16 protein-coding genes are annotated in these 16,941 nt (G+C 38.4%); 8 read left to right on the top strand and 8 right to left on the bottom strand.

The genetic code is table 11. From position 1 onward, the window contains the following. Positions 1-62 precede the first annotated feature (62 nt). Positions 63-1,721 carry a DNA repair protein RecN gene (recN, locus tag EDC17_RS04975; RefSeq protein ID WP_132777046.1) on the top strand — a complete coding sequence of 553 codons (1,659 nt, stop codon included), beginning with the start codon at positions 63-65 and terminating at the stop codon, positions 1,719-1,721. 6 nt (positions 1,722-1,727) lie between these two features. Here recN and EDC17_RS04980 read toward each other — a convergent pair whose 3' ends face one another. The 8 genes from EDC17_RS04980 to hemA all read right to left on the bottom strand — a co-directional run bounded on the left by EDC17_RS04980 (position 1,728) and on the right by hemA (position 11,566). Beyond that, a complete protein-coding gene (locus EDC17_RS04980; protein WP_132777047.1) occupies positions 1,728-2,258 on the bottom strand; it encodes a biliverdin-producing heme oxygenase in 531 nt (176 codons plus the stop codon). Next, positions 2,251-4,431 carry an ATP-binding protein gene (locus EDC17_RS04985; protein WP_132777048.1) on the bottom strand — a complete coding sequence of 727 codons (2,181 nt, stop codon included), beginning with the start codon at positions 4,429-4,431 and terminating at the stop codon, positions 2,251-2,253. Before EDC17_RS04985 ends, EDC17_RS04980 begins: the two co-directional genes overlap by 8 nt. A 221-nt stretch (positions 4,432-4,652) precedes the next feature. Then, the gene (locus EDC17_RS04990) at positions 4,653-5,075 is read right to left on the bottom strand and encodes a hypothetical protein (RefSeq protein WP_132777049.1); all 423 of its coding nucleotides are present in this window, start codon (positions 5,073-5,075) and stop codon (positions 4,653-4,655) included. Between the two features lie 142 nt (positions 5,076-5,217). After that, positions 5,218-6,030, bottom strand: a complete 813-nt coding sequence (locus EDC17_RS04995) for a hypothetical protein (protein ID WP_132777050.1) — start codon at positions 6,028-6,030, stop codon at positions 5,218-5,220. A gap of 69 nt (positions 6,031-6,099) precedes the next feature. After that, the gene (hemL, locus tag EDC17_RS05000; RefSeq protein ID WP_132777051.1) at positions 6,100-7,407 is read right to left on the bottom strand and encodes a glutamate-1-semialdehyde 2,1-aminomutase; all 1,308 of its coding nucleotides are present in this window, start codon (positions 7,405-7,407) and stop codon (positions 6,100-6,102) included. A 191-nt stretch (positions 7,408-7,598) separates the two neighbouring features. Beyond that, positions 7,599-8,570 (bottom strand): porphobilinogen synthase, encoded by a 972-nt coding sequence (hemB, locus tag EDC17_RS05005; RefSeq protein ID WP_132777052.1) that lies wholly within the window; start codon positions 8,568-8,570, stop codon positions 7,599-7,601. Positions 8,571-8,622: 52 nt separating this feature from the next. Next, complete coding sequence (gene hemC, locus EDC17_RS05010) at positions 8,623-10,212, bottom strand: hydroxymethylbilane synthase (protein WP_132777053.1); 1,590 nt, start codon at positions 10,210-10,212, stop codon at positions 8,623-8,625. Between the two features lie 112 nt (positions 10,213-10,324). Further along, entirely contained in the window at positions 10,325-11,566 is a 1,242-nt protein-coding gene (gene hemA, locus EDC17_RS05015) for a glutamyl-tRNA reductase (protein WP_132777054.1), read from the bottom strand. Between the two features lie 317 nt (positions 11,567-11,883). Between hemA and EDC17_RS05020 the strand changes: the two genes are divergently transcribed. From EDC17_RS05020 to EDC17_RS05050, 7 genes are all read left to right on the top strand, one after another. Next, positions 11,884-12,282, top strand: coding sequence for a hypothetical protein (locus EDC17_RS05020; protein ID WP_132777055.1), 399 nt, complete (start codon positions 11,884-11,886; stop codon positions 12,280-12,282). A 1-nt stretch (position 12,283) separates the two neighbouring features. Further along, positions 12,284-13,342, top strand: coding sequence for an AI-2E family transporter (locus EDC17_RS05025; RefSeq protein WP_132777056.1), 1,059 nt, complete (start codon positions 12,284-12,286; stop codon positions 13,340-13,342). A gap of 321 nt (positions 13,343-13,663) precedes the next feature. Continuing rightward, on the top strand, positions 13,664-14,035 hold the full coding sequence (gene rbfA, locus EDC17_RS05030; RefSeq protein ID WP_132777057.1) for a 30S ribosome-binding factor RbfA: 372 nt from the start codon (positions 13,664-13,666) through the stop codon (positions 14,033-14,035). Positions 14,036-14,055: 20 nt separating this feature from the next. Further along, entirely contained in the window at positions 14,056-14,736 is a 681-nt protein-coding gene (gene aat / locus EDC17_RS05035; protein ID WP_132777058.1) for a leucyl/phenylalanyl-tRNA--protein transferase, read from the top strand. Continuing rightward, complete coding sequence (locus tag EDC17_RS05040) at positions 14,702-15,784, top strand: aminotransferase class V-fold PLP-dependent enzyme (protein WP_132777059.1); 1,083 nt, start codon at positions 14,702-14,704, stop codon at positions 15,782-15,784. Before aat ends, EDC17_RS05040 begins: the two co-directional genes overlap by 35 nt. Position 15,785: 1 nt before the next feature. After that, on the top strand, positions 15,786-16,427 hold the full coding sequence (locus EDC17_RS05045) for a hypothetical protein (RefSeq protein WP_132777060.1): 642 nt from the start codon (positions 15,786-15,788) through the stop codon (positions 16,425-16,427). A gap of 224 nt (positions 16,428-16,651) precedes the next feature. Beyond that, positions 16,652-16,855: a dodecin family protein gene (locus tag EDC17_RS05050; RefSeq protein WP_132777061.1), complete on the top strand. Its 204-nt coding sequence runs from the start codon at positions 16,652-16,654 to the stop codon at positions 16,853-16,855. The last annotated feature ends 86 nt before the right edge of the window (positions 16,856-16,941 follow it).

The raw sequence follows: 16,941 nt of genomic DNA on the forward strand, positions 1-16,941 counted from the left end.
TAAATCTAATCCCTATATTTGAGATTAGTTTTTCAGTAGAAATTTACTTCAAAACATACTTTATGCTATCACGATTATTAATAAAAAACTACGCTTTAATCGATAATTTAGACATTTCCTTTGATAAAGGGTTGAATATTATCACGGGCGAGACGGGAGCCGGTAAGTCCATCTTAATGGGTGCATTAGGCTTGATCTTAGGCAATCGTGCCGATGGAAAGCAGTTTTTTAATGATGATAAGAAATGTATAATCGAGGGCTATTTTTCAATTGCGAGTTATGATTTGACAGCTTTTTTTAGCGAAAATGACCTAGAATACGAAGAAGACACAATCATACGACGTGAAATATCATTGGATGGTAAGTCCCGTGCTTTCGTAAATGATTCTCCCGTCAATCTCACTACGCTAAAATCATTGGGCGAGCGCTTGATAGACATTCACTCCCAACATGCGACCTTGCAGATCAATACTGAAGAATTTCAACTGTTTGTATTGGATGCTATTGCAAGTAATGCTCCTTTACTCGAAAACTTCCGTAGCGAATTGCAGCAATTGCGACAATTGGACAAAAAACTGAAAACGTTGAAAGAAGAGTCGCGTACTGCTCATGCTGAACTAGATTACAACCAATTTTTATTCGATGAATTGGAAAAGCTGAATGTCCGTGAAGGTGAAATGAAAGAATTAGAAGCGGAACAAAGTCAGCTGGAGAATGCGGAGGAGATAAAACGTGCTTTATTATCCTCCAATTACCTATTGTCGGATGCCGAACAAAATGTGTTGACACTTTTGAAAGACAGTATGCAGCAAATACAACAAGCTTCGCGGTATTTTACCGACGCGGAAGACTTGGCCAACCGTTTGCAAAGTGCGCATATAGAGATAAAAGATGTAGCTGCTGAGATTGCTAACCAAGAGGCTGAAATTCAGTTGGACGAAAATAGGTTGAACGAAGTCAATTCGAGGCTCAGCGATATCTATAGCTTGTTGAAAAAACACCGTCTGGACAGCGAAGCAGAACTGATCCAACTACGCAATGAATTGGAAGAGAAGTTGCAGGTAGCACTGAATCACGATGAAATATTAGCGAAACTTGAAAATGAGAGGAAAGCACAAGAAGAAGTCGTGCTGACACTTGGAAAACAAATTCACCAAAAACGGACATCCGCTATACCTCAGGTGGAGAAAGCTGTGCAGGACACGTTGGCTCATGTCGGGATGTCTAACGCAAAACTGAATATTCAACTGACTCCTCAAATGTTAGAAAAAGCTTCTTCCAAAGGCTTAGATACAGTACAGTTCTTGTTTTCGGCCAATAAAGGACAGGCTTTACAGCCCATTCACAAAGTCGCATCCGGCGGTGAGCTATCACGCGTGATGTTGGCTATTAAATCTTTGGTGGCACACAATTCCTCTTTGCCAACCATTATATTCGATGAGATCGATACGGGGATTTCGGGAGAAGTGGCACTAAGGGTAGGAGAGGTCATGCAGGAGTTGGCGGGTAATATGCAGGTATTGGCCATTACACACCTACCGCAGATTGCTTCCAAGGGAACGTCACACTTCAAAGTTTATAAAGAAGATCGTGAAGAGAAGACACGCTCCAATATCGTGCTTTTGAATCGGGATGAAAGGGTGTACGAGATCGCACAGATGCTATCAGGAGCTTCACCGGGGGAGGCAGCATTGGCCAATGCTGCGAGTCTCTTGACCTAAATATTTTTATTCACCAAAAAAAAGATAACCATCGCGTGCCCCTTGGATCACATGCTGTAATTCAGTAGCGTCTAATTGATTGATGCGCGATTGAAAATCTTTCCAGATGGAAGAGAGTTGGTCTTGATGTCTAGAAAGGTAAGCAAATGGGAATCCTTCGAAGGCCGGATATTCTTTTAATTTGGACAAAATCATCTTATTACCAAGCATGGCGCCTAGCACAATATAGATTAGACCAAGCTTATAATGTTTATCCGTGGAGGTGATCGCTAGCGCTGCACTTTCATCGGGAGTAAGCTGTAGGTGTGCTAGATCTTCTCGTAATGCAAGCCGTTTCTGCTCCAATATTTCAGAAAATTCAGGCCATGCCATACTTACCTTATCGACGATAGCGTGGATATAACTGTACGATTTGAGCATAAAATGCTGGTAATGTATTTCCGTAAACTGATTGGAAAATAAAAGATGAGCATGCATCACATGCTCAATTCTATCGTGCAAATCTTGCGTTTCGGTCTTTAGTAAACTGTTATTCATTAGGAAATGAAATTTTAAAGGTTGTTCCTATGCCAATATTGCTTTCAAAACTAATTTCAGCATTCAATCTATCCACTATACGTTTTACAATGGACATCCCGACTCCGCTGCCTTCATATGCCGAGGCATTGGTAAGCCTTTTGAATAAGCCGAAGACTTGTTCTTTCTCCGATTCATCAATGCCAATTCCATTATCTTTGATATAGTAAATAGTCTTATCTGCTTTTACTTCGCTGTACACCTCCAAGATGGTTGCTTCTTGTTGACTGCTGAATTTAATCGCATTATTGATTAAGTTCATAAACAGTTGATACAAGGATGTTTTTTCGCCATATATAGGATGAAGCTCACCCAGCCGCAGATCCATATTTGTAACCTTATAATACTCCATAGCTTGGGTAATTATTTGGTTAATGAAACTTTCAGTATGAATGACTTCAAGCTGAAATAATAGAGGTGACGACTTCGCTGAAGCGAGCGTACGATCGATGATGTCATTTATTACCTTGGCAGCTTCCGTAATATTCTTCGAAAACTTCACAATCATATCTACAGGCAAATCTTTGCGCGTTTGCATGAATTGTGCCGAGGTTTTGATCGTCGACAGTGGATTTTTTAGATCGTGACCCAATTCTTGTGTATAAGTTTCCAACTGATTATTGGTTTCTATGAGCTTCTCATTGAGTCTCCTCACTTCCGTCATCTGCCTCAACAAAGAATCTTGTATCAATTTGTGGATACGCGACAAAAACTCCAAATCAAATTTGGACCATTTCTCGGATTGCCCATTTACTTCTTTTTTCCATACCTGGAATGAGGTGCGTGGCGAGTAAACATACGCATTTTTCGCTTCCGAAAATATGGGCAGTTTTTCCGGTACACCAGCCCATTTTTCTTCAACAAGAATTTCTTTTCGAAACCAATAAATCGAATAATCATGCTCTTTGTTAAAGCTAATCCGCGCTACACCTTTCCATTTGGATAAGTCTTCGTCTTCACTCAAGTTGAATGCAAATGTGCTATAAATATTTTCGTTTGCGGCTTGGATATTGACTTCCTGATGGATTTTTTTGAAAAGCGAATTGTTTGGTGTATCGCCATAGCGCAATGTATAATCAGGAGATGTAATAATTAATCCCGATGAAGACAATGTGTGCATGAACAGATGTGCAAATTCACCTAGCGTCTTTTGAAAAGATTGGCTATAGAAGAGTTTTTCTTTCAATCCCAATTCAATCTCTTTGATGGTTTCATTTTGTCTCATTTTGATACGTTGTCTTTGTACCAAATACTTATTTGCTGCATAATGCGTTACAAATACGCAGAGACTTCTTTTGTCGTATGGGATGTATTTAGGCTCGAAATTCTGACAAGCAACCAATCCCCACAACTTATTGTCAATTATAATAGAAAAACTTGCACTCGCGCTTACCCCAAAGTTTTTTAAATATTGCAAATGAATGGGTGATAAGGCACGAATTTGGGATTTTGATAAGTCGATCTGTGTTGGCGAAATACCATGTAAATCAAAAGTCATGGCATCGATATCGGGTGTTTGTCGCGATAAATTTTTGAGGTACAATTGCCTTGCTTGAACAGGAATGTCAAATTCAGGATACCTATATCCGAGAAGAGATTCTCCTTGTTCCTTTACATTTTCAGCCACAACGATGCCACTACTGTCTTCCAGAAATTGATAGATCATGATGCGGTCAAAATCAATGATTTTCATGATATTGTCGCACAGTGATTGCCACGTGTTTTCGTTTTTGTCAAATATCATCTGGAAATCATTCAACTGACTGAGTTCAATGATGATATTCTCATTTTTTTCGAACTCTAAGAAAAGTTGGTTTTCATTTAGATAAATCGTCAATTGATAATTTTCATTATTCAATTGTGTCTTGAAGGACAAGGTCCGATCTTCTAAGGAGAATATCTTGCTTGCATTAATTTGAAGAGCATTTTCTTGATTTAGGAAATTGGTGTAATATTCCAGTTTTTTGGAAAGTGCAGTTGGAATATCCAATTTCAACCATTCTGTACAGTTCTCACTGACAGCCACGCATTCTCCTAATGAGTTAAAAACTAATAAGTACCCGAAATTTTGAACCTTACCACATAAGTGAATAGCCTCTTCTTCACAGTTCAATGTTTTTGAGATTTCTAGCATTAGGAAGATTTTGCAGATGTTTTTTTAAATATAAGAAAAGCAAATATAATATTAGCATAACCACCTAAAAATGCGACGGTTTGTAATTTAGATTATAGATAATAAATTGAAATGATAATAAATGTTGGTGGATGTAATAGGCTATTGAGGAGCTGAAGGAAGGGATATTGTAGAATAATACGGGAAAATTTTTTCAATTTTCCCGTTATTTTATGTGTTGATTAATTGCCAATTTCGTTGTCCGAAAGAACAATTTTTGTAATCATATTAGCTGGCGGAGTCGGTGTTCCCGCCCCACGGTATTCTGCAAATATTCTTACTTTACCTACGGAATAGTTTGCGGAAAAAATATAATTACCAATCGTCGCTGGTATTAATTCATATGTCGTCTTATCGTTATCATAAGATACAGCTACACTTACATGACCATCTTCGAAATATCTACTGTCTAAATCAGCAATATTTTGCTCAAAGCGATATACTCTTGGTTCTGATTGCGTCCACTGATTTGATTTGATAGTATATACATAGCTTACGCCTGGTAAGTAATTGATGTGTTCTTCAGTAATATACTCTTTAGTACAAGAGCTTAGAGTTGCGAAAGATGCGCCTGCAATAGCGAGAGCTACTAATATCTTTTTCATATTTATATAGTTTTAATTAATTGTTTTTTATTGTTTGACAATCGTGGCTGTAATTAGTTTAAATGATAGCAAAAATTTTGCCATAGAAAAAGCTCAACGGTTTCGTTGAGCTTTCTTATTCCTTTTATGATGGAAAAGTTCACTAGTTGGTGAGGGTAATCTTACGCTCTATGGATACATTATCTCCTGTCAGCGCATTACCATCTTTATCTACTAAGGACAATTTTATAATGTTTTCTCCCATTGGAAGGTTTATAATTTCGTAAGGCACCCATTGGTCTAAAGTAAACTCTTGCCCATTAATCTGCGCCATCACTTTATTCTCTGAAGCACCTAGCGTCGTATTGGTCACGAAGAAATCCAAAAGAACAGTTTTCGTATCATCACTCTTATATTCGCCTTTTGGTCTACTGTAGAATAATGCAGGTTGGGTAGGAGCAGGCATTTCTTCAATCTTGCCATCCGCATTCACTTTAAATTTCACGACTTTATGGGCGTCTGCAGTCTTGATAGATTCGTGGAATGAACGCGATAAGAAAGACATTAGGTGATGTTCGGAATTAATCGGCACCACTTTAGTATGCTCTGGTTTATAAAGTGCCTCGTAAGGCTCATTGTTAAGAATAAAGTGAATATGCTGCCCTTCAGCCGAGTTGGCCATGTGGTGTTCGTGGTCTGTTTGTTCGGTAAGATTAAAGTTAGTTACCTTATATTTTACCGTGATTCTTGCTGAATCCGTTCCCACTTTTTCGGAAGTCAAGGAAGACATCGTAAGACTCGCGCCAGGAAATTCCTTGGCATGAGATAATGGATTGACCGCTATAGCTCCGACTGTATCTGAAAGTAAAGTAGAATCCTGTACATTCCCATCTGTATCCTTGGTCGTCTGATTACAACTGACCATTGTTAATAAAGCAGTTGAAAATGCGAGTAGCGTTGATGTAGTTTTTTTCATTATTATCGTGTTTTGTTATACATTGATGTGGTATTCAATGGTTAATAACAAAACACGATCAAAAAAGTTTTATGCAAAGGCAACTAAGAGCGAATCCTTAATAACTGCTAAAGCCGTCTGCAAGTCTTCTTTTGTATGAGCAGCAGATATAAATCCCACTTCATAGCCCGAAGGACCGAAGTATACACCTCTGTTTAATAATTCGCGGTGCATGATTTTGTATTTCTCCATAGAAGCCGGATCAATTTGTGCAGCTGTTTGGATATTTTCTTGCGCAGTAAACGCAAACCAAAATATAGATCCGATTGTGAATATCTTCACTACTAGATCGTTATCCGCGATGAATCCACGAAGTTCTTCTACAAAAGCTTGTGTCGTAGATTCCAATTTTTCATAAAATCCTGGCTGTGCCAATATACTCAACGCAGCAATACCTGCCGCCATAGCCACAGGGTTGCCCGATAAAGTTCCGGCTTGATATACGCCTCCATCAGGAGAAATATGTCCCATGATCTCAGCAGAAGCACCGTAAGCACCTACTGGCATACCGCCACCGATGATTTTGCCATATGTCAATATATCTGGTTGGATATCATAATATTTGGCAGCACCCTCGAATCCTAAGCGGAAACCCGTAATCACTTCATCAAAGATCAATAATGAACCATTGGATGCGGTGATGTCTCTTAAAAATTGGATGTACTCTTTGTCTTGAATCAAAAGTCCATTATTAGCTGGAACACCTTCGATGATTACTGCTGCAATTTGGTCTTTGAAATCAACAAATACTTGTTCTAAAGCAGCTTTGTCATTTAACCCTATAACGATAGTTTCATCCGCGAAAGCTTTAGGAACACCCGCAGAAGACGTTTCACCGAATGTCACTAATCCCGATCCTGCTTTTACTAATAGTGAATCGGAGTGACCATGGTAACAACCTTCGAATTTGACAATTTTGTCACGTTTTGTATATCCTCTAGCCAAACGAATAGCTGACATCACAGCTTCTGTTCCTGAACTTACAAAGCGGATTTTCTCAATATATTTATTGTTGGAAATTATTAAATCCGCCAACTCATTTTCTAATGCTGTAGGTGCACCAAAACTTAATCCTTTCCCTAACTGGGCCTCGACTGCTTCGCGAATTTGTGGGTTGTTGTGTCCTAAAATAAGCGGTCCCCAAGAACAACAAAAATCAATAAACTCGTTTCCATCCGCATCCCATAAATGTGCTTTATCACCTCTCTCGATAAATAAAGGCGTACCATAAACGGATTTAAATGCTCTAACCGGTGAGTTCACACCACCCGGGAAATAGTTTTTTGCCTTTTCGAAAAGTTCAGCAGACTTTTCTCTACATATATCCTGTGCTTTCATGTGCTATAATCAATATTCTTGCGAAGTTAGAGATTTATAAGTAAATTATATTCATTACCAAGTCAGGAAATGCTATAAATAACAAAGGCTCAAGAATCTCTTGAGCCTTTACTGTATTTGTTCATTTCGAATGCAATGAGAAATCTAAATGCGATATCTCCTAAAGTCGATATGACGGCAAAATTAGTATCCTATTTCAACCAACCTTTTTCGATAACCTCTTTCGCGTGGTAGGTTAGTATTGAAGTAGCGCCAGCGCGACGGAAGCTTAATAAAGTCTCCATGATCACAGCTTCGGACAACCAACCATTCGCAATAGCAGCTTTCAACATCGCATATTCACCTGATACATTATATGCAGCAATTGGTAAATCAAATTTGTCGTGTAATAATTTAATCACATCCAAATATGGAAGACCTGGTTTGACCATCAAGAAGTCAGCACCTTCTTCCATGTCCAATTGTGCTTCGATTAATGCTTCGCGGCTGTTGGCTGGATTCATTTGGTATGTTTTTTTATCGCCTTTTTTTGGCGCAGAACCTAATGCATCACGGAATGGGCCATAATAAGCCGAAGCATATTTGGCGGTGTAAGACATTAGGGAAACATTCGTAAAACCGTTATCGTCCAAAACTGAACGTAAATAACCAATACGTCCATCCATCATGTCCGAAGGCGCTATGATATCAGCACCCTTTTGAGCATGAGCCAAAGCCATTTTGCCCAAAACTTCTAAAGTCTCATCGTTTAAAATTTCTCCATTTTCAACGATTCCGTCATGCCCATCTGAGCTGTAAGGATCCATCGCAACATCGGTAATCACGCATGCTTCTGGAAAATTTTTCTTCACGGCATCAATAGCACGTAGATACAAAGTGCCTTCTCGGTAACTCTCCGTTGCGTATTTGTCTTTTAAAGATTCTTCTACAGCAGGAAACAAGTCGAAAGCCTTTAATCCCAAATTCATACAACTTTCTACCTCGCGCAGTAAGTTGTCTATTGAATACCGGAATATCCCCGGCATTGATTTCACTTCCTCTTTTTGATTTTCGCCATTAATGATGAATAGAGGGAATATAAGGTTAGAAGCGGACAAATGTGTCTCTTGAATCATGTCGCGAATGACTGCTGATTTTCTGTTTCTTCTAGGACGTTGTAACATGGTTTTTGTGTTTATGTCAAAGCCATTTCTAAGGAAATGGCTTATTGTACTGTTATTTATAATCTAATCCAAAAATTGCTTCTGCTAAGCCCATTTCGTCTGGAGAGAAGGGTAATGTGTAGGGTAAGCCCATTTCTTCAATCACCTTAGCAGTTGAATAACCGATACAGATTATCTGTTGGTTGGGTTCAGCCAAATTTTCCGCAAAGTATGCATGTACATTACTTGGGCTGGTAAAGATTAATACATCGGCGTTGGTCTTATCCACATTTTCATCCAATACCGTTTCGTAAATCGGCATATCAATTACCTGCGTATTTGGTGTTAAAGCCTTCTGAATACTCATTAAAGAGTCTTTGGCACGTGGAATAAACACCGTTTTTCCGTCTACAACTTTTGCAAATTCTTGAGCGATTTCATCGGTTCCTATTCCTAAATCATCTCCTGAAAAGTCGGCTACACGACCAAATTTGCGCAATGTAGATTCTGAACCTCTGCCCAATACGCCAATTTTGGTTTTCTTAAGGATCAAGGGTTGCAATTTGAAGAAATGCTCTATAGCATTTTTGCTATTGAAGAAAATCCAATCCGCTCTTTTCAGAATGAAAGAATCTAATGTATTGATCGTCGGGAATATTTTAATTAGCGAACGTGCGTCTACTGCAATATTATGTTTTGCCAACCATTTGGCTAAGTACGAATTTTCGTCCAGATCACGGGAAATAAATACCGAGGAAGGAAGTTTACGGTCTTTCTGAAATTTAGCAAAGATCTGTGCTGCCATACCTTCAGTTGTGTCGGATTGAATGTACAATCTATCCGGAAAATCTTCGTTGTCTTCCGCTATAGATGTCCAAGCTTCATATTTGCCATTGCGCTCGCGGCAATAAGAGCCTAGAGGCGCATGACATCCTGCGTCAAACATGTTCAATACTTTGCGTTCTACGGCAATAGTTTTGGCCACAGCTTCGCAATTTATCTTTTGCAATAGATTGAATAATTCTTGATCTGTCTCACGTATTTGAATCGCTAACACGCCTTGCGCAGGCGCAGGGATGATGTCGACAGGTGCAATCTCTTCGAGGTGAAAATCGGACAAATCCATTTCAATACGGGAGACACCTGCTTTGGCCAATACGATAGCATCGTATTGCTCATCACGTAATTTTTGAATACGCGTTTGTAAATTACCACGTAAGTCTGAAAATTCAAGATCTGGACGTACCGACAGAAGTTGAGCTTTACGTCTGTTGGATGAAGTACCTACACTTGCATTATGCTTCAATGAAAGTCGTTTGGTCACATCGACGCAATCTTTGTGGATAATGATCACTTCTGAGGGGTCTTCACGCTCCGATACAGCGGCTATAATGAGTCCAGGAGGATTGACAGTAGGTAAGTCTTTGTGGGAGTGAACAGCGAGGTCGATTTTTGCGGAAAGCAATTCTTCTTCGAGCTCTTTGGTGAAGAATCCTTTGCCTTCTAATTTATCCAAACGCAGGTGTTGGATAATATCACCTTGTGTCTTAATAATCTTTAATTCTGCTTCTACGCCGATTTCTGCTAATCTATCTTTTACGAAGTTGGCTTGCCAAAGCGCAAGTTGGCTACCTCTAGTTCCGATAATTAATTTTCTGTTCACTGAGACTTATTTACGTTATGAATTAACGTTGCAAATTTAGCCAAATAGAACCACTTTCCAGCTCTTTTAGTGTCAGAATAAAGTATCTTTTGTTAAGTAAAAATAAAATGAATTAATTCTTTTCGAATTCAGCGTTTTTAACAAGAATTTCTTTAGCCATCACCATAGGAACTTTGATGTATTTTTTCTCCATATAGTTGATCACTTTTTCCAAGAGCTCACGTGCCTGTGGATCCAGGTTGTTAAGGTCCTGAGCAAAAACTTCATTCATAGCCGTAGCACGGATTTCCTTGATCTTATCAGGTACCTGACGCATAGCAACTTCTACGCGGCGTTGTTTGATAATAGGAAGGAACTCTTGAATGTTGGCGTCGATGATAGCCTCTGCGTGTTCTAATTCGTTGTATCTTTCTTGGATGTTTTTCTCTGCAATGGCTTGCAGACCGCTTACTTCAATGTAATGAATAGAATGGTGGGCTAACACTTCCGCATCAATATCTGTAGGAACAGCTAAGTCCACAATTACTTTCTTGTCTGTGTCTCCGTTCAATAAACTTTCATATAAGGTATTGTCAATAATAGAGCCCGCTGCACCCGTGCACGTGATCATTACATCAAAACCTTGTTTGTAATTTGCCAATTCGGCCAAAGGAAAAGCTTCACAGCTTAATTCTTGTGCTAAATTTTTAGCATTTTCCAGCGTGCGGTTGAAAACAACGAAATTGGAAAGTTTATGTTTTTTAAGATACTTAGCAAAATTTTGATTGGTTTCACCTGATCCAATTACTAATATTCTCGGGTTTTCCGCCAATTTGATTTCTTTCAGCTTACGGTAAGCTAGGGAAACAACAGAAATAGGATTGCGTGAAATGTTGGTATTGGTGTAGACTTCTTTGGCAGTTTTTACCAATCTGTCCATCATCAAGCGAAGAAAGTCTCCTGTAAACCCTGCTTCGCGGCATTTTTCGTAGGCGCGACGTACCTGTGCTAGAATCTCTTTTTCGCCGACTACCAAACTCTCTAAAGAGCAGGACATGCGGAATAGATGGTTGAGTGCATCCATACCTGCATAGCGAGTTACTTGGCCTAAGTAGCACTGAAGTCTTTCTGCCGGCACACAAAAATTCATTTTTTCGATGAATTCTGTAATAAACTCATCCGTCAACTCATGTGCTCCGTAGAAAACAAATTCCACACGGTTGCATGTTGCGATATAGAATATTTCAGGAATATCTAGTGAATTCTTAAGATTGATTAATCTAGCATCTAACTCTTCGTTGCAGATAACCAAATTCCCCAAGTCTTTCAGATCGACATGCTTGTGGGTGAACGCTATAACTTTTAAATTCTTCAACGCTTTAACTTTCTAGCTCAAATAACTGTTGCAAATGTATGCTAAAACCTTGGGTATTCTGTCAAAAATCTGTCAAACGAATTAATTTAGAAAGACTCTAAATAGATGTTTTTATTTATTTAACTATTTGATATATAATGAATTGAAAACTAAATTTTGTGAAATAATGATGGTAGTCATATAATTCAATATCTCTTTGTAATGACAATCATTATTAAACATGACTGCAGTAGCCTATTTTGGTCTCATAAAGAGCTGTATAATAAATCAAATAATTTTTGTTGCCTGCTAAAGTAGGAAAAATTACCTTTACCATTATGTTAATATTACGAAAATACACCGCATTATTGGGTATTGCTTTATCGGCTTTATCCACTATTTTTTGTCCATTTTTAAAAGTTCCCATCAAGGGCAATTGGAACTTGTATGAAACTGACACAAGCCTCTTTTTGATCACCCTGGGTATACTCGGTTTGCTGGTGCTATTTTTTGTGTTGCGAAAAATCACTTTGTTTCGTTTTACAGCTATATTGTATCTATGCTGGACGGTATTGGGTTTGGTGGCTGTTTATTTCAAGATTAATAATTATTTCGGTATGAAATTGGTCGATGGACTACTCGCCAAAACCTTGCATATACAGTGGGGATGGGCTGTGCTTATAGGTAGTGCCCTAATAGTAGTGTTCAGTGTAAAAAAAGTAAAGGAGATAAATTAATATGAGACACAAGCAGATAAATAATACACCTATCAATCAGATAATGTTGATCTTGATTATCATCCTTATCTGCATCTTGATATTTAAAAATCTGTCGTATTATTTACCTGGATTTCTAGGAGCTATAACACTATATATCTTATTCCGCAATTCGTACTTCAAGCTGACGGAACAACGTAGATGGAACAAAACGATAGCGAGCATCGTTTATATCCTTATTTCGATTGTATTTATTGTCTTACCTATCTGGGCCATTGTAGATTACTTGATTCCACAGATCAGTGGTTTCTTGACCAATACGGATAAGATTATAGCTCAATTCAACCAAGTCAAAGAATTTATGGCGGATAAGCCCCTGCTAAAAGATATTGATATGTCTGATGTGGCACTGCTCAATTTTCTGCAGCGATTGACCAAGTACATTCCGAGTATTCTAAATTCTGTAGTGGAGGTGGGGGTAAATATTTTGGTAGCACTATTTGTGCTTTACTTTATGCAGGTTCACGGCCGTAAGATGGAACATTATATTCAAAAGGCCATTCCATTTTCCAATACCAGTAAAAACGAAATATGGAAGGAAGTCGATTTGATGGTGCGTTCGAATGCGATAGGTATTCCGATTTTGGGTGTGTGCCAAGGATTGGTAGCGATGTTGGGCTATTATATTTTTGGTGTGGAAAATTTCATACTCTTAGGTGTGTTGACTGGCGTCTCTTCTATCGTCCCAGTGTTGGGAACTATGACAATATATATTCCGATTTGTCTTACCGTATTTGCTACAGGACAGCTTGGAAATGGTATTGGACTGACTTTATACTGTTTTCTATTGGTCGGTGGAATTGATAATATATTACGATTTACAATCTTAAAAACCTTAGGTGATGTACCTCCATTGATTACTGTATTTGGGGTATTATTAGGGCTAAATATGTTCGGGATGTTGGGCTTGATCTTTGGTCCGTTAATACTTTCCTCGGTGGGCGTACTTATAAAAGTTTACACCAATGAATATGGTAAAGGAAAAGTAATCGAATTGGATACAGAAGACATGAATAAGTAATCACTTACTTTTTTTTAAATTTTTCTTTTGTAATCCATTTGATCTCACTATGTTTGTATCACTAAGGGAGATGAAAAAACAAAGCTATGTGAGTATTTACTTACATATATAACCAACAAAACATTGAATAATGATAGACCTGCAATGTCTTAAAACTTCAAAAAGAAATTTTCTATCCAATTATAAAACTATATTAGACTAATGATGGACTTGTCGGTTAACCTTCGACAAGTCTTTTTTTATGGCATGCAAATAAAAAAATTGTTTTGCTTATATTTGTAATTGACAATATGTCTACATAATAATCCACGAGGAAAACATATGGGAACGGAGAGTAAGAGACAACAACGATTTGCAGGAGTAGTTCAACAAGATTTGGCGGAGCTATTCCAGCGCGAAGGTGGAGCTTGGGCTCCTGGTGCTTTTATCACGGTTACGAAAGTACGTGTCACACCAGATTTGGCTATAGCACGTGTATTTTTAAGTTTTTTGAATACAAAGACTGCAAAGGACGATATTGCTTCGATAAAATCTAAGGCAAGTGAAATACGATATAAATTAGGTGTGCGGATTAAAAATCAGGCAAGGATAGTTCCACAACTGGAATTTTTCTTGGATGATACCAATGAGTATGTCGAGCACATGGATAAGATATTCGAAGAAATAAGTAAAGAACCTAGACAGCCAGATTAATCAATCTGGCTTTTTTGATTATGATTTTTAGATTAGATGATACATCTATTTTATTTCCCGATCCAACTTTAGCAGAAGAAGATGGTTTATTAGCCATAGGAGGAGATTTGCGTATTGAGCGTCTGTTGGAAGCGTATGCGAGGGGCATATTCCCTTGGTATTCGGAAGAAACCCCCATTCTATGGTATGCACCTCACGAGCGGTTTGTCTTATACCCGCAAGAAGTGAAAGTGCATAAATCGATGGCAAAGATTATGGGTAAGGGAGATTTTAAAATTACGTTTGATCAGGCTTTTGAGCAAGTAATCCAACATTGTGCTACTGTCGAACGTAAGGAACAAGACGGTACTTGGATTGTAAGTGAGATGCAGGAAGCTTATATACAATTACACCAGCAAGGTTTTGCTCACAGTATTGAAGTGTGGCTACACGAGGATCTTGTGGGTGGACTCTATGGGATGTTGATTGGGAAAGTGTTTTGTGGAGAGAGTATGTTTTCTAAAGTTTCAAATGCTTCCAAAGCGGCATTAATCTATTTATGTCATCAATTTGACCTGCAACTTATCGATTGTCAAATTCATTCCGAACATCTCGAATCAATGGGAGCAAAGGAAATTGATTCACAAATATTTTATAAATTGCTCAGCAATCAAGCATATACACGATATGGATTACAAAAGCTACTTCGATATTCCGGATAATATAACTTATCTCAATACGCCGGGCAATGGATTGATGCCACGTGCGCATCACGCATGGCGTAGAGTGTGGGAGATGGAATTTTTTGATGTAACGGGAGATATACGAGATCAGCAGCCGGCGTTTATAGCTCAAGTTAAGCGTGAGTTTGGTGCGCTGTTCAATTGCTCGACCGAGCAGGTTTATTTGACACCCAATTTCTCCTTCGCGATGTATACTTTGCTGGATGGCTTACCTTCCGGATTGAAATACGCTATTTTGGAAGAAGATTACCCATCATTGAATTTTCCAGTGATTAGCCGCCAATTGGACTATGTAAAGATAAAAGTCGGTCACCAGGTCGAAGAGCATATACAATACACTATTCGGAATCAACATATTGATGTTTTGCTGCTGAGTGTGGTTCAATATATTAATGGATTAATGATTGATTTAAACTTCATAAAAAAGCTGAAAGCGGAGTTTCCTGACTTAATTATTATTGGTGATGCGACGCAGTATCTGGGAACAGAGCCTTTGAATTTTAAGGATTCTGGTTTTGACGCAATAGGGGGCTCAGGCTATAAATGGATGATGGCAGGATTTGGGAATGGCTATATGATGGTGTCTGATCAATTGCAAGCTATCTTGTATCAAAAGGCGCAAGCAGGTCCACGTCCGCATGAAGCCATGTGGTCTTCGAAAAGTATTCTGGATACTTTTTTCGAGCCGGGGCATCAGGATACGCTTAGCCATGGCACTTTATTGCGGTCCTTAAATTTTATGCAGACCCATGGATTAGATCATATTCAAACCTATCTTATTGAATTGCGTGCTTATGCTTACGGACAATTCGATGAAAGAGGATGGTTATTGCCAGAAATACGCGGTAGAAATGTGCGTTCATCTTTGGTAAATTTGCAAATCGATCCCAAAAATTATGATTTATTATTGGCTAATGGCATAAAATGTTTTCCGAGAGGAACAGGGATTCGTATCGGTCTGCATGTGTATAATACACAGCAGGATGTGGATAAATTAATAGAAGTGATTGAGAAAATTAATAGATAAGATGAAAATAGGAGATTTAGTACGTTTTGTGGATGAACCTATAGAGGGCCATATTACCTCTATTCAAGCGAATGATATTATAGGCGTAACGGATGATACAGGATTTGAGATTCCTGTATTGCGTTCGAAAGTAACGCTTGTACATGGTAATATGCGTACCGTAGAAGATGACATGGATGATGTCGTGGCGCCTTCTAATTTACCATTTGTCAGCAAGGGAATTTTTTTAGGGGTAGCAGGTGAGCAGAAAGAGGGATTAGCAAAGTTCTTTATTATTAATGAAACATCGTACGAGTTATTGGTGTCCGTATCCGAAGTTTCGGGGACGAAGACGACTGGAGTTTTTGCCAATGCTGTGCCTAAACATGATTTTGCACAATTCTATACAGCCAATTTTTCGGCAGTAGGGAAGTGGCCAACTTTTCAATTGCAGATCATTCGCCATACGCGTCTTGCACAGATACAAACGCAACCTATAAGTAAAGAGTTTCGTGTGAAACCATTGGATTTGATTAATTCCAAAGAGCGCGTGGAAATGTTAAATGATAAAGTTTGGCTGTACGAAATTGATAAAATCGAGGAAGATATTGGTCTGGATAAATTGAAATCTCATTTCATATCGCATAGGCCAAAGGGAAGATAGTTTAAATGGAAGTCCGAATTAATTCGGACTTTTTGATTCCAGAGAACGGGAGCCGCTGGTTCACAAGTATTTGTAGAGTTTCCATTACGTTTGGATCAACAAGGTGGATCGATGAGCGAATTATTCTTGATTGAAAATCAATTGTTATAACTTTAAGTTTAATCATACTGTCAGATAGGGTATGAAGTGTCGTACCTATCATTTCAAATTTTAAACTTTATATTATGGCAATCGTAAAAGAAATTGAATTAATAGCTTCGTCTACTGTAAGTTTTGATGATGCAGTCCAACAGGCAGTCACAGAAGCTTCGAAATCCGTTAAAAGTATTGATTCTGTGTGGGTACAGGATATGAAATGTCATGTGAAAGATGGAAAAATCTCTACCTACGGTGTGAATTGCAAAGTATCCTTCCTAGTAGAGAAATAGAACTTATACATTTTTAAAATGCTGGCGCTTCGATTTAATAAATCGAAGCGTTTTTTTTTGCTTGAATAGCAGGGGCAATTGTTTAT

The sequence above is a fragment of the Sphingobacterium alimentarium genome (genome assembly GCF_004342685.1).
Taxonomy (GTDB): Bacteria; Bacteroidota; Bacteroidia; order Sphingobacteriales; family Sphingobacteriaceae; genus Sphingobacterium; species Sphingobacterium alimentarium.

Excerpts from the sequence above, each read along its gene's own strand:
- recN (WP_132777046.1), top strand. The coding sequence starts at position 63 with ATGCTATCACGATTATTAATAAAAAACTACGCTTTAATCGATAATTTA.
- EDC17_RS04980 (WP_132777047.1), bottom strand. The coding sequence starts at position 2,258 with ATGAATAACAGTTTACTAAAGACCGAAACGCAAGATTTGCACGATAGA.
- EDC17_RS04985 (WP_132777048.1), bottom strand. The coding sequence starts at position 4,431 with ATGCTAGAAATCTCAAAAACATTGAACTGTGAAGAAGAGGCTATTCAC.
- EDC17_RS04990 (WP_132777049.1), bottom strand. The coding sequence starts at position 5,075 with ATGAAAAAGATATTAGTAGCTCTCGCTATTGCAGGCGCATCTTTCGCA.
- EDC17_RS04995 (WP_132777050.1), bottom strand. The coding sequence starts at position 6,030 with ATGAAAAAAACTACATCAACGCTACTCGCATTTTCAACTGCTTTATTA.
- hemL (WP_132777051.1), bottom strand. The coding sequence starts at position 7,407 with ATGAAAGCACAGGATATATGTAGAGAAAAGTCTGCTGAACTTTTCGAA.
- hemB (WP_132777052.1), bottom strand. The coding sequence starts at position 8,570 with ATGTTACAACGTCCTAGAAGAAACAGAAAATCAGCAGTCATTCGCGAC.
- EDC17_RS05020 (WP_132777055.1), top strand. The coding sequence starts at position 11,884 with ATGTTAATATTACGAAAATACACCGCATTATTGGGTATTGCTTTATCG.
- EDC17_RS05025 (WP_132777056.1), top strand. The coding sequence starts at position 12,284 with ATGAGACACAAGCAGATAAATAATACACCTATCAATCAGATAATGTTG.
- rbfA (WP_132777057.1), top strand. The coding sequence starts at position 13,664 with ATGGGAACGGAGAGTAAGAGACAACAACGATTTGCAGGAGTAGTTCAA.
- aat (WP_132777058.1), top strand. The coding sequence starts at position 14,056 with ATGATTTTTAGATTAGATGATACATCTATTTTATTTCCCGATCCAACT.
- EDC17_RS05040 (WP_132777059.1), top strand. The coding sequence starts at position 14,702 with ATGGATTACAAAAGCTACTTCGATATTCCGGATAATATAACTTATCTC.
- EDC17_RS05045 (WP_132777060.1), top strand. The coding sequence starts at position 15,786 with ATGAAAATAGGAGATTTAGTACGTTTTGTGGATGAACCTATAGAGGGC.
- EDC17_RS05050 (WP_132777061.1), top strand. The coding sequence starts at position 16,652 with ATGGCAATCGTAAAAGAAATTGAATTAATAGCTTCGTCTACTGTAAGT.